Source organism: Planotetraspora silvatica, from assembly GCF_016863315.1.
Lineage (GTDB): Bacteria > Actinomycetota > Actinomycetes > Streptosporangiales > Streptosporangiaceae > Planotetraspora > Planotetraspora silvatica.
In genome coordinates, this window is the sequence record NZ_BOOQ01000002.1 from 324306 (window position 1) to 346805 (window position 22500).

Genomic DNA, 22500 nt, shown 5'->3' on the forward strand with positions numbered 1-22500 from the left:
TCCTTGCGGGCCGGGACAAGAGTGGGTCAACCGGCGCGGGTCAGCAGGCCTTCGCCCGACCGCCGGGGATAGCGTCAAGGGACGCTCCCCTTAACACCCACGAAACAATCGAGACACCGAGCGGAAACGGCCTCGGCCTATTTTCGGGTCTGCTAGCACATGCCCTTGGGAGGTTCAAGAGTGTTTAACTCTGCCGATGACGTCCTCAAGTTCATCCGTGAGGAGGGTGTGCAGTTCGTCGACGTCAGGTTCACGGACCTGCCGGGTACGACGCACCACTTCACTTTCCCGGTTGAGAACTTTGGTCCGAACGTCTTCACCGACGGCCTCATGTTCGACGGTTCGTCCATTCGCGGTTTCCAGGCAATTCACGAGTCGGACATGCTGTTGCTGCCCGACCCGACGACCGCGGTCCTTGACTCGTTCCGCCAGCACAAGACGCTGATCATCAACTTCTTCGTGCACGACCCGCTGACCGGCGAGGCCTACAGCCGCGACCCGCGCAACGTCGCCCGCAAGGCTGAGGAATACCTCAAGGGGACCGGCATCGCGGACACCGTGTACTTCGGCCCCGAGGCCGAGTTCTACATCTTCGACGACGTCCGCTTCGAGACGAAGTCCAACGCGGGCTACTACTACATCGACTCGGTCGAGGGCGCCTGGAACACGGGCAAGGCCTCCGAGGGCGGCAACCTCGGGTATAAGCCTCGCTACAAGGGCGGTTACTTCCCGGTTCCGCCGATGGACCACTTCACCGACCTGCGCTCGCAGATGGTCCGCAACCTGATCGACGCCGGCATCGAGACCGAGATGCAGCACCACGAGGTGGGCACCGCGGGCCAGGCCGAGATCGACTTCCGGTTCGGCACGCTGCTGAAGACGGCCGACAACCTGATGCTGTACAAGTACATCATCAAGAGCACGGCGATCGAGGCCGGTCACACGGTCACCTTCATGCCGAAGCCGCTCTTCGGTGACAACGGCTCGGGCATGCACTGCCACCAGTCGCTCTGGAAGGACGGCGAGCCGCTCTTCTACGACGAGGTGGGCTACGCGGGCCTGTCGGACACCGCTCGCTACTACATCGGCGGTCTGCTCAAGCACGCGCCCGCGCTGCTGGCATTCACCAACCCGACGGTGAACTCCTACCACCGTCTGGTGCCGGGTTACGAGGCGCCGGTCAACCTGGTCTACTCCCAGCGCAACCGCTCCGCCTGCATCCGCATCCCGATCACGGGATCGAACCCGAAGGCCAAGCGCATCGAGTTCCGCGTGCCGGACCCGTCGTGCAACCCGTACTTCGCGTTCGCCGCGCAGCTCATGGCCGGCCTCGACGGCATCCGTAACAAGATCGAGCCGCCGCAGCCGGTCGACAAGGACCTGTACGAGCTTCCTCCGGAGGAGGCCGGCCAGGTTCCGCAGGTTCCCGGTTCGCTGCCGGAGGTCCTGGCGGCCCTCGAGGCCGACCACGAGTTCCTGCTCGAGGGTGGCGTCTTCACGCCCGACCTGATCGAGACGTGGATCGCGTACAAGCGCGAGAATGAGATCGACCCGATCCGGCTGCGCCCGCACCCGCACGAGTTCGAGCTGTACTACGACGTGTGATCTCCTGAGCCGTTGACCTGGGCGGAAAGCTGTACGGCTCCCGCTCAGGGCGCATCAGGGGCACACACGTCCGAAGGAAGGCCATTGGCCGGCGCCACACCGAAGGCGCGGTCGATGGCCTTTCGCATGCGTTCTTACTCAGACGGCATCAGGTATACGTCCGGGGAGCGAACCCGGGGTCATGGTGGCCCAGGAACTCGGCGAGGCTCCGGGCATCAACACGGTCCGCAAGCAGAACGCTCGCAAAGTAATGCTGGAGGGCATGGAAACCGTCCTCCCGGCTCTCCACCCACTTTCGTGACGGCCCGAGCCGTTCCTGGATCACTCCAACCGCCTCCGAACGAGTAACTTGGCCCCTCTCGCAGCAGATCATGGATCCGATCCACAAGGGCGATGCCACGGGTACTCAAGCACTACTTGCACTGTGCGACCGCGGCCCGACATGCATGTGCCGACCGTCGGGTTCGGGAAGCCTCCGCTAGGACCTGGATGGTCCCGCGGCGGGTCAGCAAGGCAATGGTCGCGCGTCCGAGTCCATGTTGCTGTCTGGAGCTACCGGATTGTCGGGAGTCAGGGAGTGGATGCGTGGTATCGGCGAGGGCAACAACCAGAGCAGCGACAGCGCTCCGCCGACGGCAGCGATGAGGAGGGTCACCCGGAGGCCGATGAGGGTAGCGAGGAGGCCGCCGAGGACGGCGCCCACAGGGCGTAAGCCGTAATTGATCGTGCTGAACGCACCGGCCACTCGACTGCGCATGCCATCGGGGATCACGGCCGCCTGAAGTGAGTTGAGGTTGACGTCGAACAGCATGACGCCGACCCCCGAGAGGAACTCGGCCAGGGCCAAGGCTCCCGCGCGAGCCCAGAGGGGGCCGCCCGCAGCAGCGGCGATGGCGATCGGTGCCGGGAACAACACAGCGCCCACGACGATGCTGCGGCCCACGCCAAGCCTTCGCGAGACCTTCGGGGCGATCACCGCGCCAAGGAGCGAGCCGGTGGCGCCGATCCCGAACGCCATGCCGATGACTCCCGCGGTCAGTCCGAGGTTCCGGCTGGCGAACAGCACGACCAGTCCGCTGCCCGCGACAAAGGTGAAGAAGTTGACGGTCGCCGCGCACCCGAGGCTCGCCCGCAGCACCGGGTGACGGATGACGAACACCAGACCCTCCCTGGCACGCCGCAGCAGCGGGGGTGCCGCTTGGTCATGGGCGGCCGGCGGTTCGTCGATCGATACCCGACCGACCAGAACCGCAGACGCCAGGAACGTCAGGGCGTCGACGACGATGGCGACGGGAGCGGTCAGCGCCTGGACCAGAACGCCACCGATCGCCGGGCCGGCGACGTTTGACACGGAACGGCTGGCACTGAGCTTGCTGTTAGCGTCAACGTAGGATGACCGAGGCACCAGGTGGGCGAAGAACGGCGGATAGGCGGTGTTGAACAGCACCCCTGCGGCGCCGGTCAGCAACGCCACGGCATACAACTGACTCAGCGTCACTGCCCCCAGCAGATAGGCGACCGGGATGGAGAGCAGTACTGCGGCGCGCACCAGGTCGGCGAGAACCATCAGGCGCCGCTTGTGGACGCGGTGGTCGACCCAGGCACCGAGGACGATCGCGAGCAGGTTCGGGGTCCAGATGAGCGCGGTCAGCCACGCCACCTGATTGGCCGAAGCGTGCAGCGCCCCCACAGCGATCAGCGGCAGGGCCAGTTCGGTGATCCGGTCGCCGAACTGCGAGACCGACTGGCCGGCCCAGAAACGACGGAACCGCCGATCACGCCACAGCGATCCGGCTATGGCCTGGTCGGCAGCGCTCATGGCGTCCCGCCGGTCTGATCCTCGGCACCCTCCGGCAGGGCGTAACGCAACAGCCGGACGCCACGGCCATCGGCCGGACGCGCGGCCTCGTCACGCGTCACATAGGGCGCGAGGATGCGTTCGATCGCGTCCTCGATGGCGGCGAGTTCGTCAGCGGAGACGACGACGCGGGTGTTGGCCAGACCCGCAAGCCGCCGCCATACCGGTTCGAGCTTGGGCTCGACCTCGGCAGCCCACCGGTTCGGCAGGTCCCCAGAGCGCAGGAACATCTCCCGGGACAGGACCCGCGCAGCCGACCTGCCCGCCTCGTCGTCCGGGTCCTCCGGCATCTCGAACCGGAAGCCGCGCGCCACCGCCTCCCACCGCCGCTGGCGACGGTCCGGGCCGGGCTCGGCATCGCGGACCAGGCCGAAGCCCGCCAGATGCCGCAGATGCCAGCTCGTCACTGACGGGGTTGCTCCCACATCGGGCGCGAGTTGCGTCGCCGTCGCCGGCCCGTACCGCTGAAGGCGTTCGAGGATCGCCAGCCGCACTGGATGCGCCAACGCCCGCATCGCCTGCGGATCAGTGATCTCGATATCGCTCAGACGATTACTGGAATCCATAATGTGAGAGTTTCCTCTCACATATTGTGAGAGTCAAGTCTCACATCTCCAGCGCCAGGCCGCCTGATGCGCGTCCCAGCGGAGCAGGCCTGATCAAGCGCTGGCGGCGGCCTGCCAACGGGCCTTGGTGTGGGTGAGGCGGCAGGAGTCGCCGGCCCGGCCGAGGTGCCGGACCAGGAACTCGTCGTCGACCCCGAACCAGCGGATGGTGCGGTGATCGCCCGGGTTGGCGTGTAACGTCTTCTCCTTCGACGCGAAGGCATCGAACAACGCGAGAGCGGATTGGCGGTCGACGTGCTCGTCGTCCCACGGGAGCAGGAACTGGACCGGGACGGTGATTCGCCTCGCCGCCTCGAGCAGGGCCTCCCGCACGACAAACCCGCCGCCGAAGATCGCGGCGGTGATCCTGGGTTCGATCGCCGTCAGCGGTATCTCGATCCCGGTACCCAACGTGATGCCACCGCCGTAGCCGATCGGCGCCTCGGTGCCGATCTCCGGCAGTTGCTGGAGGGCGTCCAGGGTCGCCTGCCATTCCGGCACGGCACGCTCCGCCAGTGCGGTGCCGTACCGGACAGTGATCGACTCGACGCGCTCGGTCTCGCCCGCCGCCATCGCCTGCCGGAGGTCGGCGCGGGCCTGCTCGTCCTCCACCGTGCGCGGGCGGTCGCCGTGTCCGGGCGCGTCGATGGCGGCCACGGTGAAACCGTGGGTGGTCACCGCGTCGTGGGCGCGGGCCATGAGCGCCGGCGTCTTCTTGTGCAGGCCGCCGCCGTGACTCATCAGCACCAGCGGGGCGTGATCGGAACCGGATACGGGCGACCAGAGCACGCCGGGGACTTCGCCCACCATGAAGTCACGTTCGAGGACACCGTTCGACGATGTCTCCGTGGTGAAACGCACAGAATGCATAGGTTTGTTGCCTTTCGAGAGTGCCTTGTTGTTGCGGCGCTCCCGGCGACACCTACGTCAATCGCCCGACCGTAACGAAGCGAGGGAGCACCCATGTGCGTACAGCGTTCATGGGTCTCACCTCCTCGGGCGGTGTCACGGTTCGGGGAACGCTATCAACCCGAACGCGGCCCCGCCTAACCGTTTTTCTCCCGACCGACGTGGCACGACCGATGGCTTTTCGCACGCGCTACTCCCCTGACGGCATCAGGTGCGCGCCCCTGTTGTCGCGATGCGACGGGGCGTCCGATCCGTTCAAGACGGCCGTCCCCTGATCAGCCCATGCTTGGGGGATGGAACAACGGATCCACTTCATCACCTTGTCGACGCCCGACCTCGACGCCGCCCGCGCCTTCTACTGCGAAGGGCTGGGCTGGACGGCGCTGCTGGACGTTCCTGGCGAGATCGTCTTCTTCCAGGTGGGCCCCGGCATGGTCCTCGGCCTCTTCGACAGGGCGCAGTTCGTCGCCGACATGCGGGGAACGACGGCTGACGGCGAACTCGGAGGTCTCACCCTCTCGCACAACGTGCCGACCCCCGCCGACGTCGACGCCACCGTACGTCGCGCGGTCGAGGCGGGCGGCACGCTCGTCAAGAGTCCTCAGATCGCGGCTTTCGGGGGCTATCACGGCCATGTCGCCGATCCGAACGGTGTGATCTGGGAGATCTGCCACAACCCCGGCTGGCGGGTCGACGAGAGCGGCCAGGTGCACCTCGGGCCGGTCGAGGAGGGGTAGACACATCGGCCCCCGGCGAGGTGGAGACGGCCGGCTCACCGCTGCTCGACCGGCGTCGCACGCCGCCCGCGATGCCGTACATGACGTTCTGTGCGCGCAACTGGACAGAACTCGCGCAACGGTAGCCGTACGTGGCGGTACAGGGGCTTGCCGGTGACTAAGTAGTTCAACGGATGTTGACGGCCAGAGGCCGATTCATGCTGATCTCGCCCCCAGACCGGACCCCGCGTCCTGGTCTGGGGCTTCAGCCCTGCTGGATCGATCAGTGAGGAATCACCATGCCCCCGGCTGGTTCTGTCGACGCGCAGTCACCCGCTTCCGCCGCGCCAACGCTCGGCACGACGGCCGGGCTCCCGCCGCACTGGTGGGCGGCGGGGCTCTCACTCGCGGAGCGGCTCCGGCTGCCGGGATACCCTGTGCAACCGGCCGGAGAGGAACGCCTGGCTAGGGCACAGCGCCGGCTGGAGCGGTGGAGGGACTCTCACGGTCTCGGGAAGGACGGGCATTTCGCACGGCTCCTGGCCGAACGCGACCTCGACACCGACCGACTCCTGGCGCTACTCGCAGAGGACCCGGAGGATCTGGCCACGCGGGCGGCGGCAGCGACCGGCCGCCCCGCCTGGGCGGGGATCGTCGAGGCCGTGCTCGAGGCGATGCCCGCGGAGCCGGACGGCCATCGTCACCATCACGCGCCACAGCCCGAGGGTTGGGAAGGGCTGGCCGGCTTCGTAATGATCATCTCGCCGTTCGTGCGGTTCGCCGTCAAACGGTTCGACTCCGCCGTGCGCGAGGACGCGCTGGACCACCTGGGTGACGTAGCCGGGCTCGGTCATCAAATGGCCGAAGTACTGGCGGAACGGCTGGCGACGCTGGCCTCCCGCACGCTGGTTCTCGAGCTCAACGTGCATCGCGTCACCGGACGGCTGCACGGTGACACGCCTGAGGAGCGTTTCTGGTCGTTCGTGCAGCATTTCTCCAGCAGGGACGCACTGGCCGAGCTCATGTCCGAGTACGTGGTCCTCGCACGGCTGCTGGCCCAGGCCTGCGACCAGGCGATCGAGACCCACCACGAACTGCTGGCACGGCTGGCCGGTGACCGGGACGAGATCATGGCATCGATCTTCCACGGCGAGGATCCCGGCGCGCTCGTGGAGATTCAGATGGGCGGCGGAGTCGGCGACGCCCACCAGGGCGGCCGGTCGGTCGCCCTTCTCCGCTTCGCCGGCGGAGCCCGACTCGTGTACAAGCCCAGGCCGCTGTCGGTGCACCGGCACGTCAACGACGCCATCGGCTGGCTCGACGAACGTCTGCCCGGCTACGACCTGCGATCTCTCAACGTCCTGGACCGCCGGCGGTACGGGTGGGTGGAGTTCGTCGACTACGCCTCCTGCGCGGACGACGACGAGACCCGGTGGTTCTATCGCCGCCAGGGCGCGCTGCTGGCGCTTCTGTACGCGCTGGACGGGGCCGACTTCCACTACGAGAACCTCATCGCCGCCGGCGACCAGCCGGTCCTGGTGGATCTCGAGGCGGTCTTTCACCCGGAGGTCCGCCGGCCGTCCCGCCTGGGCTGGATGAACGACGACCCGGCTGCCTTCGTTCTGGGGAAGTCGGTCTCCCGTATAGGGCTGCTGCCGGCCATCGTGTGGAACGAGGACGGCGACGTCCTGGACATGGGCGGCATCGGAGGCGACGCCGGTCAGACGATGCCGTTCAAGGTCCCCGGCTGGTCGGGCTCCGGGACCGACGAGATGCGCCTGACGCGTGAGAACGCCGCCTTCCCCGGAAGCCGGAACCGCCCCAGTGTCGGCGGGCAGGTGGCCGACCCCACGCATTTCATCGATGACCTCATGACGGGCTTCCGGGCCGGATACCAGGCCATCGCCGCTCATCGTGACGACCTACTCGAGCACGGCGGCCTGCTCGGGCGCTTCGCCGACGACGAGATCCGCGTGGTGATGCGGGCGACGCGGCTCTACGGCAGCGTCCTCATGGAGTCCACTCATCCGGACGTGCTGCGCGACGCCCTCGACCGCGACCGGATCTTCGACTTCCTGTGGGCGCTCGCCGCCCTCGACCCGGTCCGCCGCAGCCTGGTGCCGATGGAGCTCGAGGAGTTGTGGGCCGGTGACATCCCTCTGTTCACGACTCGTCCGGCGTCACGAGACCTGTGGAGCGGCCGCGGCACGCGGGCCCGCGACCTGCTGGACCGCGACAGCCTGTCCCGCTCGACCGGCAAGATCCGCGGGATGGGCCCGCAGGACCTCACCCAGCAGGAGTGGATCATTCAGGCGTCGATGGCCACCCGTCCGGACCGGGCGGCGATCATCGGCGCCCCGTCATCGGCCCGCCACAGCACTCCCCCGTCTCCACGACTCGACCCCGAACGGGTCGTCGCCGCCGTACGGCGCATCGCCGACCAGCTGGCCGAGCAGGCACTTGGAGACGGCGAACGCGTCAGCTGGCTGGGTGTCGACCAGGCGCAGGCGTCCCAGTCCCGGTGGGAGGTCAACCCGCTGGGGACCGACCTGTACAACGGCATCCCCGGCGTCGCGGTGTTCCTCGTCCAGGCCGCGGCCGTCACCGGCGACGACCGGTACGCGGACCTGGCGCGCCGCGCCATGACGCCGCTTCCGCAGATCGTGGATTCACTCGTGGACCCGGCGCCGGGCTCTCTCACGCCCACGTGCGGGGCCTTTTTCGGGCACAGCGGCCTGGCGTACTCGTTGACGCATCTGTCCGGGGCGCTCGGAGATCCCGCGCTTCGGGACATGATCGAGCCGTTGGTGAACGCGCTGGCCGCTTCCATCCCGGCAGACGAGACGCTCGACGTCGTCGGCGGCGCTGCCGGCGCCCTCGCGGCGCTGCTGGCCGTACATGAGTCGACCGGCCTGCCTGTCGCTCTGCGGCTGGCCGGCGCGTGCGGCGACCGGCTGGTCGAGACGGCCGGGCCGCAGGAGCAGGGCGTCGCCTGGCCGGGCACGGCGCGAGGCGGGCCGCCTCTCAGCGGCTTCTCGCATGGGACGGCAGGCATCGGCTGGGCGCTGGCACGGCTCGCCGCGGTCGCCGGCGACTCCGCCGCGCAGGCGCGCTATGCCGCCACCGCGCATGCCGCCTTCGCCTACGAACGCGGCCAGTACGACTCCCGTATCGGCAACTGGCCGGATCATCGCAGCCTTCCCGGCAGGCCGACCAGGGACGACGGCCTGCCCGATCACATGCAGGCGTGGTGTCACGGCGCACCGGGCATCGGCCTGGCCCGGGCGGACGTGCTCCGGCGCGGAGCCGCCGGAGCCGAGGCCCTGAACGGTGATCTCGACCTCGCGCTGGCGTCGTTCCTGGCCGGCCCGGTGGCCGACAACGGGCACAGCCTCTGCCACGGCGAGCTCGGCAACCTCGAGCTGCTCACCACGGCGATCGACGCCGGCCGCACACACCTGACGGAGGCACGCGACCGCCGGTTGGGCGTGGTACTGGACCAGCTCGACGCGGGCCCACGCTGCGGCACGCCTGGAGGGGTGCCCACCCCGAGCCTGATGTGCGGCCTGGCGGGCATCGGGCACGGCCTCCTGCGCCACACCTTCCCCGACCGGGTGCCGTCGCTGCTCCTGCTCCAGCCTCCGATCGATTGACCACTCGATCGACCACTCGATCGACCACTCGATCGACCACGAGTCGCATCGCCCGTAGCCGCAGTTCCGCATGTCCCTCCGAGGAGAAGCCGTGCGTCATCGTGTTCCCGTCCGTCTGCAGATGACCCGTACCGAATGCGGTGCGGCGTGCCTCGCGATGGTGCTCAGCCACCATGGCCGGGACACGCTCGTCTCCGAGTGCCGTGACCTGATCCAGCCGGGGCGCGACGGCGTTTCGCCGTCCAGTCTCATCGCGGCGGCCGAGCGTCAAGGGATGCGGGCCTCCGCCAGACGCGTTGAAGACCTGCCGGAGACCGGGCCGGACCGGCCTCTCATCGCCTACTTGGCCAAGCATCACTACGTCGTGGTGGAGCGGAACGGTCGCGGCCGGGTGCGCCTCGCGGATCCGGCGAAGGGCCGGCGCACGCTCTCCGCCGAGAAGTTCGCCGCCGAATACGGCGGGGTGGTGATCGAGATGGAGCCGGGTCAGGGGTTCGTCCAGCGCCGCATTCCCCTGCGGGAGAGCATGCTCGTCCGCTACATGCGCGAGTTCGTCGGCGTGCCCGGCGGTCGCCGGCTGCTGCTCTGGATCCTGCTGCTCGCGGCCGGGCTGCAGGTGCTCGGGCTCTCTCTGCCGCTGGCCACCAAGGTCGTCGTCGACTACCTGGTTCCCGCCGGGCGCCTCGACCTGCTGGGGATGCTCGGGGCGGGAATCGCGGGGATCGTCATCCTCCAGGGGGCTGTGAACGTCGTCCGGAGCAGGACGCTGCTCAAGCTCCGCGCCCTCGCGGACCGGCGGCTGATCGGCCGGTTCGTCACCCACCTGCTGCGGCTGCCGCTCGGCTTCTTCCTCCAGCGCACCCGGGGAGACCTGCTGATGCGGCTCAGCAGCGTGTCGTCCGGCCGCGAGGCCCTCACCCAGCAACTGCTGACGGTGGCCCTGGACGGCGTGCTGCTGATCGGCTACGTCACGGCCCTGACCTTCATCAGCCCTTGGTACACGCTGGTCGTCGCCGTGCTCGCCGTGCTGCAGGTCAGTTTGATGCTCAGCTCGTACAACAGGATGCGGGTGCTCTCGCAGCAGGAACTGACCACCCGCGCCGAGGAGCAGAGCTATCTGATCGAGGCCCTCCAGGCGATGCTGCCCGTGAAGGCGAACGGCGTGGAGGAGCAGGCACGGCTCCGCTGGAGCACGCTGTTCGACACCTACCAGACGGCCATGGTGCGCCGGGGCCGGGCCAGTTCATGGTACGAGGGCGGCCAGGCGGCACTGTCCGTGCTCGCCCCGCTGGCGCTGTTGTGGTGCGGTGTGTGGCTGGTGCTCGGCGGCCGGATGACCCTGGGCTCCATGCTCGCGGCCAACACCCTGGCCATGTCGGTGTTGTCACCGCTGATGGCGTTCGTGGGCGTCATCCAGCTCCTCTCCATGCTGCGCGGGCAGATCGAGCGTGTCTATGACGTCCTCGACTCGGCCCCCGAGACGAGCGGCGACCAGGAGCTCCCTGGCCGCCGGCCGGTTTCCGTGTGGATGCGTGACGTCACCTTCCGGTACGCGGCCGAGGCGCCTCCGGTGATCAAGAACGTCTCCTTCACTGTGGCCGCCGGAGCCAAGCTGGGCGTCGTCGGGCGAACCGGCTCGGGAAAGAGCACACTGGCGCTCCTCGTGCTCGGCCTCCTGCGGGCCGAGGCCGGCGTGGTGGCCCACGACGGCGTCTCCATCGACGATCTCGACATCGGCGATCTGCGCCGGGGCTGTGGCGCGGTCCTTCAGGAGCTGTCCCTGTTCAACGGCCCGATCCGCGACAACATCACGATGGGCAGCCCGGACGCCACGGACGCCGCCGTCATCGAGGCGGCGACCATCGCGGGGCTGCATGACGACGTGCTGCGCCTTCCGATGGGCTACGAGACCAACGTGGGCGAGGGCGGGGCCTCCCTGTCGGCGGGTCAGCGTCAGCGTGTGGCCCTCGCCCGCGCCCTGGTCCACAGGCCCCGGCTGCTCATCCTCGACGAGGCCACGAGTCATCTCGACCCGGAGACCGAGCGCCGGGTCGACGAAGCTCTGTCGGCCCTGCGGGTGACCCGGATCGTCGTCTCGCATCGGCTCAGCGCCATCCGGAACGCCGACGAGATCGTGGCCATGCACGACGGCCGCATCGCCGATCGCGGGACGCACGAGGAACTCGTGATCCGGCCCGGCGTCTACCGCGAGCTTTTCGGCGGCACGGCGGCCTTCGAACGGGCCGGGGTGGCGCACCCGGCCCTCCCCTAGCCGCGCGGCGCCTGTCGCGCGAACCCGGCACACCCCCACCTCAGAAAGGAATTCCGTCATGTCGATGGAAGAAGCCAACAACCTGGTCCGGTCCTGGAAGGACCCCGACTTCCGAGACGGCGCCGCGGCACACCCCGCCGGTGACATCGACTTCGGCATCGTCGGAGGCGAGAGCGACACGAGCGGTCCCTGCATCGGCGGGCTGACCCTGCTGGCGAGCTGCTTGCCGATCTGCGACGGCACGCTCTGGAACGGCACCTGCGCGCTGTCCCAGTGCAAGCCTCACATCGAACCCATCTGGGCCTGACCTGTCGAGCACGTGAAACCCGCGGGTGGCGGCCCGGCCGTCACCCGCTTGGGTGCCAGGGGTTCACCCCGAGGACTCGGCCAGGCGGTGGGCCAGCGCCGTGCGCGTGCTCACCCCGAGTTTCTGGAACACCTTGGCCAGGTGCGTCTCCACCGTGCGGGGGCTGAGGAACAGACGCTCGGCGATCTGCCGGTTGGTCAGCCCCTGGGTGGCGAGTTCGGCAATCTCCCGCTCTCTGCCCGACAGGCCCGCGGGCTGCGACCCGCGTTTCCCCCGGGCCCCCGCGCGGCGCTGCTCACGCCCGACCTGCCGGGCCAGCCATGACGCCCCGCAATCGGTGAACAGCTCCCTGGCCGCCCCGAGGTGACGCTGGGCGGCACGGCTGTCGCCCAGCCGCGAGGTGAGCTCCGCCAGGAGCATCCATGCCAGTCCCTCGTCGATCGGCAGTGACTCGGCCGCGAAGCAGTTCACCGCGTTCCGCGCGGCGGCCGCCCCGGCTGCGTGGTCACCGCGGGCCTGCGCGATGACCGCCCGGGCGCGGGCCACGGAGCCGAGCTGCGCCCGCGGCGCGCCTCTCTCCGCTACGGCCGCGGCGCGCGCGTACCATTCCCAGCCGGTCTTCAGGTCGCCGCAGGCGACCTCGGCCTGTGATCTCAGCGCGTACACCGACGGCGCGTGCGGCCCGAGATCGCCGGTGCCGGATCCGGAGCCGGAACCGGGCCGTCCCGCGAGCAGGGCCCGGCATCCGTCCGGGTCGCCCGCGAGGAAACGCGCCTCCGCCATGGCCTGGTCGGCGATGTCGCGCCACCACACCGAGCGCAGGGTGTGGCCGTCCCGCGCGTCCGCGATCGCCGGCAGTGCCGCGACAGGGCCTTCCCGCCACAACAGGGGAAGCGACTTGACCGCCTGAACGAACGTGCGCAGCTCCGCACTGTCCAGATGCCGGGCGATCTCCTCACCGTCCTCGGCGTCGGCGAGGGCCTGGGACGCCATGCCCAGCCGCGCGTGGACGACCGAACGCACCACGTAGAGCTGGGGCACGACATCGTCGTGGCCGTACCGGCGGGCGGTGCGGAGCCCGCGTTCCACATGACGCAGCGCGTCGCGGTGTTCGTCGACCAGGAACTCGCCCCAGGCGAGCACCGCCATGATGTCCAGGTCGTCGCACAGCTCCAGGTCGTTCAGTGCGTCGGCGGCCCGCCGTGCCTCCTCCAGCCGGGTCAGCCCTCGGCCGAATCGGCACCGGTAGAGCTCGGCGAGCGCCGTCATCGCGGTCGCGACGGCCGAGAGGCCGGGGCGGCTGCCGGGGCCGGCGCACCGCAACGCCTCCGCGGCGTTCTCGGCTCCCGCCCTCCAGTCGCCGCCGAGCATGTCGACGGCCGCGAGCTCGACCAGCAGCCCGACCCGCGCACGCGGCCCGGCGCCGGCCGTCCTGTCCAGCTCCGCGCTGAGCAGGGCTCTGGCCTCGGGCAACCGCCCGAGGGCCCGCTCGGCCGCTCCGAGGCATTCCAGGGCGGCGTAACGGCTGGGACCGTCACCCGCGACCAGTTCGTGGAGGATGGCCCTGCCCTCGTTGAACCGGCCGGACGCGTTGAGCGCCTTGGCCAGGGCCAGCCGCAGGTGGCACCTGCGCTCCGCGTTCCCCGGGTCGTCGGGCAACGCCCACAGGGCTGCCCGCAGCCACCGGGCCGCGGCCGCGGGGGCGACGCTCAGCGACTCCAGGGCCGCCGTCGCGAGGAGCCGCGAACCGTCGAGGTCGCCGGGGAATATCCCGTGGCGGAGGTGCTCCGCGCGCAGGGACAGCGGCGCGTTCTGCCCGGCCAGATGACCGGCCGCGCGGTGATGGGCCGCCGTCCGCCAGGAGTGCCCGGTCATGCGGTACGCGGCGGCGCGGACGAGGGGATGGCGGAACAGGAGCCGTCCGTCCGAGGCTCGCAGGACGTCCCGCGCGACGAGCTCGTCCAGTGCCCCCCTGACCTCGTCCTCCGTCATCTCGGCGACCACGGCGACCAGCGCGGAATCGAGAGGCTCGCCGACCACGGACGCGGCCTGGACGACCGTGGCGAGTGGCGCCCTGAGCGTGGCCAGCTCTCTGGCGATCAGGGCGCCGAGACCGACTCGGGCGCCGTCCGCGACGGCCGCCACGTCACTCAGCTGGTCGACCGCGCGCGGAGGCAACTGGCCGAGGATCTCCAGGTAGAGCGGGTTGCCCCGGCCGATCTCGTACAGCCTGCGCCCAGCGGCGGGCGACGTGCCCGGCATCAGCGATCTCGCGTCCTCGAGTGACAGCGGGCCCAGCGACATGGGGAACACGGGTGCGACGGACGCGGCGAGCGAGCGGTCCAGCATCGTGGGGAGGCGGCCGGTGCGGACGCTGATCACGACGACGGTCGAGCGGGCCGGATGCCGCACCAGGTAGTCGATCAGCTCCGCGGACGCCGCGTCGGCCCAGTGGACGTCGTCCAGCAGCAGAAGGAGCCCGGAACGCGCCGCGGCCGCCTCCACCAGAGCGCGGGACCGGCGGTGCGTCCGATGCCGCTCCACCCCCGTCACCGCGGCGGCCGGCGTGCGCGCGGCCAGCCGCGCTCGCAGCCGGTCGGCGTGGGGGGCCAGTTCCGGGCGCATCTCCGCGTCGTCCAGCGCGTCGACGAGCAGGGCCCACGGTATGCCGCTCGCCATCTCCGTGGCCCTCCCCGACAGGGCGGGTACGCCGTGATGCTCGGCCGCGGCGGCGAAGGCGGACAACAACCGGGACTTCCCGATGCCCGGCTCTCCGCTCACCAGCACGAAGGCCGCGGCGGGGCCGCCCGCGAGCAGGGTCCGCAGCCGCGCCACTTCGGCCTCACGGCCTGGCGGCGCCCCGACGCTCGTCCCTGAGGCTCGGTCGTCGGCCCGCCGGATCATCGCTGGGTCTCCATGCGTGGTGGGTGGCGAAGATGCTCCCTCGCCACGTGGCACCGCGGCGGGTCACCCCCCGGCTTCGGCGGCTCGCATACGGCCGACGGGCGGCGGGTCGTCCTGGATGAGCGCGGACTCCGGAGCGGGGAGCCCGTACATGTCATGCACGCGGCGGCGCACGCGTTCCAGGGGGTACTGGTCCTGGTAGACGGCGGCTTTGAAGATCACGCCTTCCAGGACGCTGCGGAACAGCACTTCCTCCAGGGCCGGGTCGTCCGCACCCCGGGCGGCGAAGATTCCGCGCAGGCCGTCCTCCAAGTCGGCGACCTGGTCTTCCTTCCTGGCCTCCGCGCGGGCGAAGAGCGGATGCGTGGAAGGGTGGATCACCAGACTGAGCGTCATCCGCTGTATGGGGAGGGTCTGGGCGACGGTGAGCAGGACACCGTCGATGATCGCCGCCAGACGCTCGTCGGGCGTGCCCGTCACATCCAGGATGGCGGTCACACTGTCGATGTAACGGTCGAGGAGATTGTCCACGAGATTCTGCTTGCCTGGGAAGTAGTAGGTGATCAGGCCACGAGAGACCCCGGCGCGGGCGGTGATGTCCGAGATCGTGGCGTTGTGGTAGCCCTTCTCGGTGAAGACCTCCAGCGCGGCGGCGAGGATCCTTTCCCGCGATTGCTCGCGCATCTCTTCGTTGGCCTGTGCCGATCGTGGCGACACCCTTGTCCACCTCACTGGCTCGCGTCATGGCTCATCTGAGGCGGTGGCCGCCCCGAAGCCATTCTCGCGCGAGCCGCCCTGTCGGTGGCTCGGTGGCTTGTGATCGCGCATGTACCTTCGTTCGCCGCGCTGACGGAAAGTCAGAGGGTGCCTCGTGACGAGGTTGACTGTACATGCATCCAATGAAAAATGATCAACTGCGGGATGAACATCACAGCGGGGTCCCGTACGGCACGGCGAAACGGCCGCCCTCCCCCACACGGGAGAAGACGGCCGTCAGGCGGGATGACCTACTGCTTGGTGGAGCCTGTGACGCGGGACTTGAGGCCGGTGACGCGCCGGAACATGTCCCACCAGAAGGGGGCTCCGAAGAGGACGGCCACCAGGGTGAGGAGGAATCCGGGCCAGTGGCCCGGCGACGAGAGACGGTCCCACCAGCCGCCGCCGTGCCACTCCCACTGCGGACTGGCGTCGCCGCTGCTCATGGTCACGCTCACCGGAGCGTTCGTGAAGATCTTGACGAAGGCCGGGGTGCTCAGCACGTCGGTCACGCACGTGTAGGTGTCCTGGCCCGGCGCGCACTGGTCCTGGAAGGGCTTGAGGGCGTCCTCCCCCGACTGGGCGAAGGCCGTCACCGCGCTCCGGTAGGCGTTGTCGTTGAGCAGCGTCTTGCCGTACTCGAGGGCGTCCATGCTGAACACGAGCGTCACGATCAGCGAGAGCAGCGCGACCACCCAGCGGACGTAACGCTTGTAGAGCATGGAGAGCCGCTGCATCTCGCCGTCGAACCACTCCTCGACGCCGCGGCGGAAGGCCTCCATGTCGTCGTTCGCCTTGTCCCACACGGCCTTGAGCGGCCGGTAGAGGGGGCTCTTGAGCTGGTCGAGGTCGCGCATCAGCGGCTCGACGCCGCCGTGCTCGGTGGCGATCTCCATGAGCGCAACGGCGAAGCGCGCCGGCGGGATGTCGGCGATGCTGGTCTTGCCACGCCTAGAGTGGTCGATCTCCTGAAGCCGCTCGTGGAGCAACTCGGCCATCGACTTGCCCTCGCCGGGTGGCACCACCTCGGTGGGCGGCTCGGCGGCCGACTCGGAGATCGCCTCGGCGGTCGTGGCGACGCCCTCCTGCCCCGGCTCCGCCGCCGACGCCCGCTCCTCGTCGTCGGCCTGGTCGGCCCCGTGCGCGGGATCCGCGGGGTCGATCTCGGCGGTGACGCCGCCGTCGCCGGCGCCGTCCGCCGGCACGGCCTGCGCGGGGCCGGCCGCAGGCGGGGCGGCACCCGCCGGTGCGCCCGCGGGAACGGGATCCGGCTGGACGGCCTGACCGGCGTTCGCGGCGGGGACGGCCTGTTCGGCGGCGACCGAGTCAGGCGCGGCGGCGAGCGGCGGGCTCACGGAAGGCGCGGGCAGCGGGCTGAAGGCGGGCCTCGGGTCCGCGCCGAAGGGCAGCTTGGCGAACACGCCGAGCACCGTCGCGGGCAGCCGGGAACGTCCCTCGCTCGACGGCGGCAGCAGGTCGATCAGCGGGGCCCGCAGCCTGCGCCCGAGGCCCTTCAGCATGTCGAGCAGCCGCTCCAGCATCCGGATGAAGAGCGAGGCCTGCTTCCCGGTCTCGGCACCGTCGAGCGTGTCGCGAAGGTAGGCCCATAAGAACTTGCTGCGAATTCCGAGCAGCCTGACGATGCCCTCGTTGAGTCCGCTGACCAGTAGCGACAACAACAGGAAGGCGAGAATGAGACCGATTGCCAGGTCTACGTAATACGAGATCAATGAGATCACCCGCACCGTTGATACACCGTGGCAACCGCTGGGCGCAACGCTTCAGATAATCACGATCTGGCCCATGAAGCCCTACGGCCACAGGGGTTCGCCGCAAATATGACGAATCGTCCGGCGGGCGCGCGAACACCTCGTGACGATTTCCCGAAAAATGCGTATTGGAGAAAGACTTATGTGGCGGATCGCGGCTAATCAGTCCTCGTACAGCAGGCGTTCGGCGACGACCCTCGCTCTGCGGGTGACGCGGCGATAGTCGTCGATGAAGTCCTCGGATCCGTCGGGCGGGTATCCGAGCGCCCGGGAGATCAGGGCACGCTCCTTGACGAGCCCGGGAATGCTGTCGGCCGCTCGCCCGCGCACCAGCATGATGGCGTCGCGGACGCGTGAGGCGAATCGCCACGCCTCGCCGAGCACGGCCTCGTCCGCCTGCTCCAGCAGGCCCTCCGCGACCGCCGCCCGCAGCGCGCCGACGGTCCGCGTCGTCCGCAGGGCCGGTACGGCGCCCGCGTGCCTGAGCTGGATGAGCTGGGCCACCCACTCGACATCGGTGAGCCCGCCCCTGCCGAGCTTGGTGTGGAGGGTCGGGTCGGCACCCCTGGGCAGCCGCTCGGCCTCCATCCGGGCCTTGAGCTTGCGCATCTCCCTGACCGCCTCCGGGGAGATGCCCTCCGGCGAGTACCGCAGCGGATCGATGAGATCCATGAACTCGGCCCCGAGGTCGGCGTCCCCGGCGCAGAACCTGGCCCGCATGAGGGCCTGCGCCTCCCAATGGGACGACCAGCGCTCGTAGTAGGCCCGGTAGGAGGCGATCGTGCGGACCAGCGGCCCCTGCCGTCCCTCCGGCCGGAGGCCGGCGTCGATCTGGAGCGGCGGATCGGGGGCGGGCTGGGCGAGCAGCCTGCGCATCTCCTCGGCCACCGTCTGGGCCGCGATCGTGGCGTCGCGTTCGGAGACCCCCGGTCGCGGCGCGTGGACGAACATCACGTCGGCGTCGCTGGCGTACGAGCTCTCCATCCCGCCCAGCCGGCCCATCGCGATCACCGAGAGCCGGGTGGGGAAGTCCTCCCGCCTCCCCCGGCAGACCTTGTTGATGGTCGCGTCCAGGGCGGCCTGAACGGTCACGTCGTTCAGGGACGACAGCGCCCGGCCGACCTCCTCGATGTCGATCAGCCCGAACAGGTCGGCGCACGCCGTACGCAACAGTTCCTTGCGGCGCAGCGCGCGGATGGCGGTGACGGCGGTCTCGGCCTCGGCGCCGTGGCGGTTGACGGCGGCCGCCGCCTCCCCCGCCAGCGTCGACACGGGCCGTACGGCGAGCTCGCTGGTCTCGCCGAGCATCCCGACCGCTTCGGGGGCGTGGAGCAGCAGCCCGGTGACGTAGCGGCTGGTCCCGAGGACCCGGGCGAGCCGCTCCGCCACGGCGGTCTCGTCCCGGAGCAGCCGCAGGTACCAGGGCGTGCTCCCGAGCTTGTCGCTGACCTGCCGGAAGCCGAGGAGGCCGGCGTCCGGGTCGGGGGCGTCGGCGAACCAGCCGAGCATGACCGGCAACAACGTGCGCTGGATGGCCGCCCGCCGGGAGACGCCACTGGTCAGCCCGGCGATGTGGCGCAGCGCGCCGTCCGGATCGGCGTAGCCGAGGGCTTCGAGCCGAGCCTGCGCGGCGGCGGTCGACAGGCGAGCCTCGGATTCGGGCAGGCGGGCGACGGCCTGCAGGAGCGGCCGGTAGAACAACTTCTCGTGCAGCCGCCGCACCTCGAGCGCGTGCCGCTTCCAGGTCGTGGTGAACTCTCCGACCGGGTCGGTGGTCATGCCGAGGCCCCGGCCGATCCTGCGGAGGTCCGCGGTGTCGGAGGGCACCACGTGTGTACGGCGCAGCCGATAGAGCTGGATCATGTGCTCGACCTGGCGGAGGAAGGTGTACGCCTCGGCCAGGGCCTTGGCGTCGTCGCGTCCGACGAATCCGCCTCTGGACAGGGCGGCCAGGGCGGAGAGCGTCGCGCGGCGCCGGAGCAGGGGCTCAGAACGGCCGTGCACGAGCTGGAGCAGCTGCACGGCGAACTCGATGTCCCGCAGGCCTCCCGGCCCGAGCTTGATCTGCCGCTCCGCCTCGCTCGCCCGGACGTGGGCCTCGACGCGGCGGCGCATCGCCTGGACGTCCTCGACGAAGTGGGGACGTGCCGCGGCCTGCCACACCATCTCGTTGACGGCCGCGACGTACTCCTGCCCGAGCTCCAGATCACCCGCGATCGGCCTGGCCTTCAGCAGAGCCTGGAACTCCCAGGTCTTGGCCCATCGGCGGTAGTACACGAGGTGGCTGTCGAGGGTCCGCACGAGGGGACCCAGCTTCCCCTCGGGACGCAGACCCGCGTCCACCTCCCAGAGGGATCCCTCCGGCGTGCTGGTCGAGCAGGCCTTCATCATCGCCTGGGCCAGCCGGGTGGCGGTCTGCAGCGCCTTGGTCTCGTCGACGCCCTCCCTGGGCTCCGCCACGAAGACGACGTCCACGTCGGAGATGTAGTTCAGCTCACGTGCGCCGCACTTGCCCATCCCGATCACGGCCAGCCGTACGTCGCCGGACTCGGGAGTCTCCGCCCTCGCGATGGCGAGGGCCGCGTCGAGGGCCGCGCCCGCCAGGTCGGCCAGCGCGGCGGCGGTCTCCGCGAGCGTCGCGTCCCCCGCCACGTCCCGTCCGGCGATGTGCAGGAGCCTGCTCCGGTAGGCCACGCGCAGCGCGTCCAGGGCGGCTCCCCTCTCACCGGGTCCGGCCCCGGGCGCCGACGGAACCGGGCCGTCGGCGATCGGTTCCGCGGCCTCCGGGTCGGCGCCGACGGCGAGCAGCAGCTCCTCCCGGAGCTCCTGGTCGCCAGGCCGTCCCTGCGCCTGGATGAACGGCAGGCAGCCGGGATGCCGGACGACATGGTCGCCGAGGGCGGCGCTCAGCCCGAACACGCCGGACAGTCTGCGGCGCAGCACAGGGTCGTCCCTGAACGCGCCGAGCACGCTCGGGTCGCGCTCGACGAGACGCGACAGTGAACTCAGCGCGAGATCGGGGTCGGCCGCCGCCGCGAGGTCGTCGAGCAGGTCGAAGTCGCCGACGGCCTCGGGGCCGAGCGCGTCGAGCAGCCGCTCGGCCCTCGCTCCGTCGGCGAAGCCGAGGGCGGCCAGGCGGCCGGCTGTGGTCTGGATCCGGGGCGCCGTGTTCACCGTTCCTTCCTCGACACCGACGTCGATCACGCCGGCCTCCCGCGGTGGGCCTTTCCCGTAACGGTACACATGGGACGAAGGCCTCCCGCCTAGATCAGCCGCACTGGCACCGCGCACACGGTAACCCGTGAGCTTGTGCGTCGTCCTTAGCGGTTTCTCAGCGTAATCAGCCCATCACGCGGATTGCACGCGCACTCGGAGCGTGTCCGCGGCGACGCGCTGAGCTCATGGCGAGGGGGTGGCGGCGGCGGTGCGCTCCCCCGCGGCGGAGCGCCGGAGCACCTGCCCGGCGAACGCCTCCGCGAGCGGGCGCCACGTCGCGCGCAACTCCTCCTCGCCCGCTCCCACCTGGTCGTTCAGCTCGCCGGCCTGGGACGGCGGCAGGCCGCCGCCACTGGTCCAGGATTCGAATATCGCGGCCGTGGCCTCCGGGTGGAACTGCACGGCCCACGCGCTCGCCCCCAGCCGGTAGGCCTGGTTGGGGTACTGCCCGCCGGCCGCCAGCCGTACGGCGCCGGGGGGCAGGGCGGTCATCGCGTCGTAGTGATACTGCACCGCGCGCAGGGGCCGGGCGGGCAGCGCGGAGAACAGGGGATCGTCCGCGGCCTCGGGAAGGGGCACCACGTCGCACAGGCCGATCTCGAGGCCGGCGCCGCCCCGCTCGACCGTGCCGCCGCAGGCGATGGTCATGAGCTGGGCGCCCAGGCAGATGCCGAGCGTCGGCACGCCGTCCGCGACCGACCGGGCGAGCAGAGCCCGCGTCGCCGGCAGCCAGCCGTACCCCTCGTCGTCCCACGCGGACGCCTCGCCGCCGAGGACCACCAGCCCGCGCTCGGCGGTCTCCGGGACGGGGTCCCCCTTGTACGGCCGGACCACCGCGCAGTCGACTCCGGCGTCCCGCAACCACCCGGCGAAGAACCCGAGACCGGCCTCGGCCTCGTGCTCGATGACAGTGACTCGTTCCCGCATGAGGCGAGCTTAGAGACACGGCTCACCGCACGACACTCCGGGAACGCCGTACCGTAAAGTCCGAATCATGGAATTTGATGATGTAGCCGTTCCGGGGGGCCACCTGCGGATCGCCAGGTTCGGCGAGGGACCGCGCCTGATCATCGCCGCGCACGGCATCACCGCGTCCCTCATGGCCTGGCGAACGGTGGCCGACGCGCTCCCGCCCGGCTGGTCCCTCATCACTCCCGACCTGCGCGGGCGTGGTCACAGCGCGGACGTCTCCGGCCCGTACGGCCTGCCCGTGCACGCCGAGGACCTCGAACTGATCGCCCGGCACGTGGGGGCGGACGAGACGAGCGTGCTCACCGGCCACTCCATGGGGGCGTACATCGCGGCCCTGCACGGTGCGATGCGCCGCTACGCCCGGGTCGTGCTGGTCGACGGAGGGCTGCCACTGCCCTTTCCGCCGGGCGCGGATGCTGACGAGGTACTCGAGGCCACCCTTGGCCCGGCGCTCGCGCGGCTCAGCCAGACCTACCCGAACGTCGAGGCCTATCTGGACTTCTTCCGCGCCCATCCCGCCTTCGTCGGCCACTGGACGCCCGACGTGGAGGAGTACGTCCGCTATGACGCCGACGGCGAAGGCCTCGGCGGCGGCGCCGTCCGGTCGCGGGCGCGCGAGGAGGCGGTGCGGCAGGACGGGCGCTGGCTCCGGGTCGAGACCGAAGCGATCGGGGCGGCCCTGGAGGCGGTCAAGTCGCCGCTGTCCCTCCTGCGCGCACCCCGCGGCCTGCTGAACGAGGCGGTCGGCCTGCTTCCCGGCGACCTCACCGCCACGTGGCTCGCCCGAATGCCCGAGATCCGGCATGAGCTGATCGAGGACTGCAACCACTACACGATCATCTTCGAACAGCGGTGCGCGGCCGTGGTGGCCGGCCACCTCACCGCCGGCTGAACCGCGCCCTAACCTGCATGATCACGCACAGCGAAGGCGCAGGCAGGACGACCCGCACCCCTTCCA

General features: G+C 70.3%; 14 protein-coding genes. 6 read left to right on the forward strand and 8 right to left on the reverse strand.

Features of this window, described 5'->3' with window-relative positions:
- Positions 1-180: 180 nt before the first annotated feature.
- Positions 181-1605 (forward strand): type I glutamate--ammonia ligase, encoded by a 1425-nt coding sequence (glnA, locus tag Psi02_RS01800; protein WP_203971073.1) that lies wholly within the window; start codon positions 181-183, stop codon positions 1603-1605.
- A 505-nt stretch (positions 1606-2110) separates the two neighbouring features.
- On the opposite strand, the gene Psi02_RS01805 is transcribed toward glnA, so the two are convergent.
- The 3 genes from Psi02_RS01805 to Psi02_RS01815 all read right to left on the reverse strand — a co-directional run bounded on the left by Psi02_RS01805 (position 2111) and on the right by Psi02_RS01815 (position 4938).
- A complete protein-coding gene (locus Psi02_RS01805; RefSeq protein WP_203971075.1) occupies positions 2111-3424 on the reverse strand; it encodes an MFS transporter in 1314 nt (437 codons plus the stop codon).
- Positions 3421-4029, reverse strand: a complete 609-nt coding sequence (locus tag Psi02_RS01810; protein ID WP_203971077.1) for an ArsR/SmtB family transcription factor — start codon at positions 4027-4029, stop codon at positions 3421-3423. The genes Psi02_RS01805 and Psi02_RS01810 overlap by 4 nt, the downstream gene beginning before the upstream one ends.
- A 93-nt stretch (positions 4030-4122) precedes the next feature.
- On the reverse strand, positions 4123-4938 hold the full coding sequence (locus Psi02_RS01815) for an alpha/beta fold hydrolase (protein ID WP_203971079.1): 816 nt from the start codon (positions 4936-4938) through the stop codon (positions 4123-4125).
- Between the two features lie 332 nt (positions 4939-5270).
- Here Psi02_RS01815 and Psi02_RS01820 point away from each other — a divergent pair, with 332 nt between their 5' ends.
- From Psi02_RS01820 to Psi02_RS01835, 4 genes are all read left to right on the forward strand, one after another.
- Positions 5271-5714 (forward strand): VOC family protein, encoded by a 444-nt coding sequence (locus Psi02_RS01820; protein WP_203971081.1) that lies wholly within the window; start codon positions 5271-5273, stop codon positions 5712-5714.
- Between the two features lie 278 nt (positions 5715-5992).
- Positions 5993-9346: a type 2 lanthipeptide synthetase LanM family protein gene (locus tag Psi02_RS01825; protein WP_203971083.1), complete on the forward strand. Its 3354-nt coding sequence runs from the start codon at positions 5993-5995 to the stop codon at positions 9344-9346.
- Positions 9347-9437: 91 nt separating this feature from the next.
- Positions 9438-11618, forward strand: coding sequence for a peptidase domain-containing ABC transporter (locus Psi02_RS01830; protein ID WP_203971085.1), 2181 nt, complete (start codon positions 9438-9440; stop codon positions 11616-11618).
- 58 nt (positions 11619-11676) lie between these two features.
- Positions 11677-11925 (forward strand): hypothetical protein, encoded by a 249-nt coding sequence (locus Psi02_RS01835; RefSeq protein WP_203971087.1) that lies wholly within the window; start codon positions 11677-11679, stop codon positions 11923-11925.
- Positions 11926-11988: 63 nt separating this feature from the next.
- Here Psi02_RS01835 and Psi02_RS01840 read toward each other — a convergent pair whose 3' ends face one another.
- The 5 genes from Psi02_RS01840 to Psi02_RS01860 all read right to left on the reverse strand — a co-directional run bounded on the left by Psi02_RS01840 (position 11989) and on the right by Psi02_RS01860 (position 21497).
- Positions 11989-14829 carry an ATP-binding protein gene (locus Psi02_RS01840; RefSeq protein ID WP_203971090.1) on the reverse strand — a complete coding sequence of 947 codons (2841 nt, stop codon included), beginning with the start codon at positions 14827-14829 and terminating at the stop codon, positions 11989-11991.
- Between the two features lie 63 nt (positions 14830-14892).
- Positions 14893-15546, reverse strand: a complete 654-nt coding sequence (locus Psi02_RS40615; RefSeq protein WP_203971092.1) for a TetR/AcrR family transcriptional regulator — start codon at positions 15544-15546, stop codon at positions 14893-14895.
- Positions 15547-15836: 290 nt separating this feature from the next.
- A complete protein-coding gene (locus Psi02_RS01850) occupies positions 15837-17324 on the reverse strand; it encodes a prolipoprotein diacylglyceryl transferase (protein WP_203971638.1) in 1488 nt (495 codons plus the stop codon).
- Between the two features lie 192 nt (positions 17325-17516).
- Positions 17517-20558 carry a bifunctional [glutamine synthetase] adenylyltransferase/[glutamine synthetase]-adenylyl-L-tyrosine phosphorylase gene (locus tag Psi02_RS01855; protein WP_373317586.1) on the reverse strand — a complete coding sequence of 1014 codons (3042 nt, stop codon included), beginning with the start codon at positions 20556-20558 and terminating at the stop codon, positions 17517-17519.
- A 195-nt stretch (positions 20559-20753) separates the two neighbouring features.
- Positions 20754-21497, reverse strand: coding sequence for a type 1 glutamine amidotransferase (locus tag Psi02_RS01860; protein ID WP_203971094.1), 744 nt, complete (start codon positions 21495-21497; stop codon positions 20754-20756).
- A gap of 67 nt (positions 21498-21564) precedes the next feature.
- Between Psi02_RS01860 and Psi02_RS01865 the strand changes: the two genes are divergently transcribed.
- On the forward strand, positions 21565-22434 hold the full coding sequence (locus tag Psi02_RS01865) for an alpha/beta hydrolase (RefSeq protein ID WP_203971096.1): 870 nt from the start codon (positions 21565-21567) through the stop codon (positions 22432-22434).
- The last annotated feature ends 66 nt before the right edge of the window (positions 22435-22500 follow it).

Coding starts and splice junctions, on each gene's coding strand:
- Psi02_RS01865 (WP_203971096.1), top strand. CDS start 21,565: ATGGAATTTGATGATGTAGCCGTTCCGGGGGGCCACCTGCGGATCGCC.
- Psi02_RS01805 (WP_203971075.1), bottom strand. CDS start 3,424: ATGAGCGCTGCCGACCAGGCCATAGCCGGATCGCTGTGGCGTGATCGG.
- Psi02_RS01810 (WP_203971077.1), bottom strand. CDS start 4,029: ATGGATTCCAGTAATCGTCTGAGCGATATCGAGATCACTGATCCGCAG.
- Psi02_RS01835 (WP_203971087.1), top strand. CDS start 11,677: ATGTCGATGGAAGAAGCCAACAACCTGGTCCGGTCCTGGAAGGACCCC.
- Psi02_RS01860 (WP_203971094.1), bottom strand. CDS start 21,497: ATGCGGGAACGAGTCACTGTCATCGAGCACGAGGCCGAGGCCGGTCTC.
- Psi02_RS01840 (WP_203971090.1), bottom strand. CDS start 14,829: ATGATCCGGCGGGCCGACGACCGAGCCTCAGGGACGAGCGTCGGGGCG.
- Psi02_RS01815 (WP_203971079.1), bottom strand. CDS start 4,938: ATGCATTCTGTGCGTTTCACCACGGAGACATCGTCGAACGGTGTCCTC.
- Psi02_RS01825 (WP_203971083.1), top strand. CDS start 5,993: ATGCCCCCGGCTGGTTCTGTCGACGCGCAGTCACCCGCTTCCGCCGCG.
- Psi02_RS01820 (WP_203971081.1), top strand. CDS start 5,271: ATGGAACAACGGATCCACTTCATCACCTTGTCGACGCCCGACCTCGAC.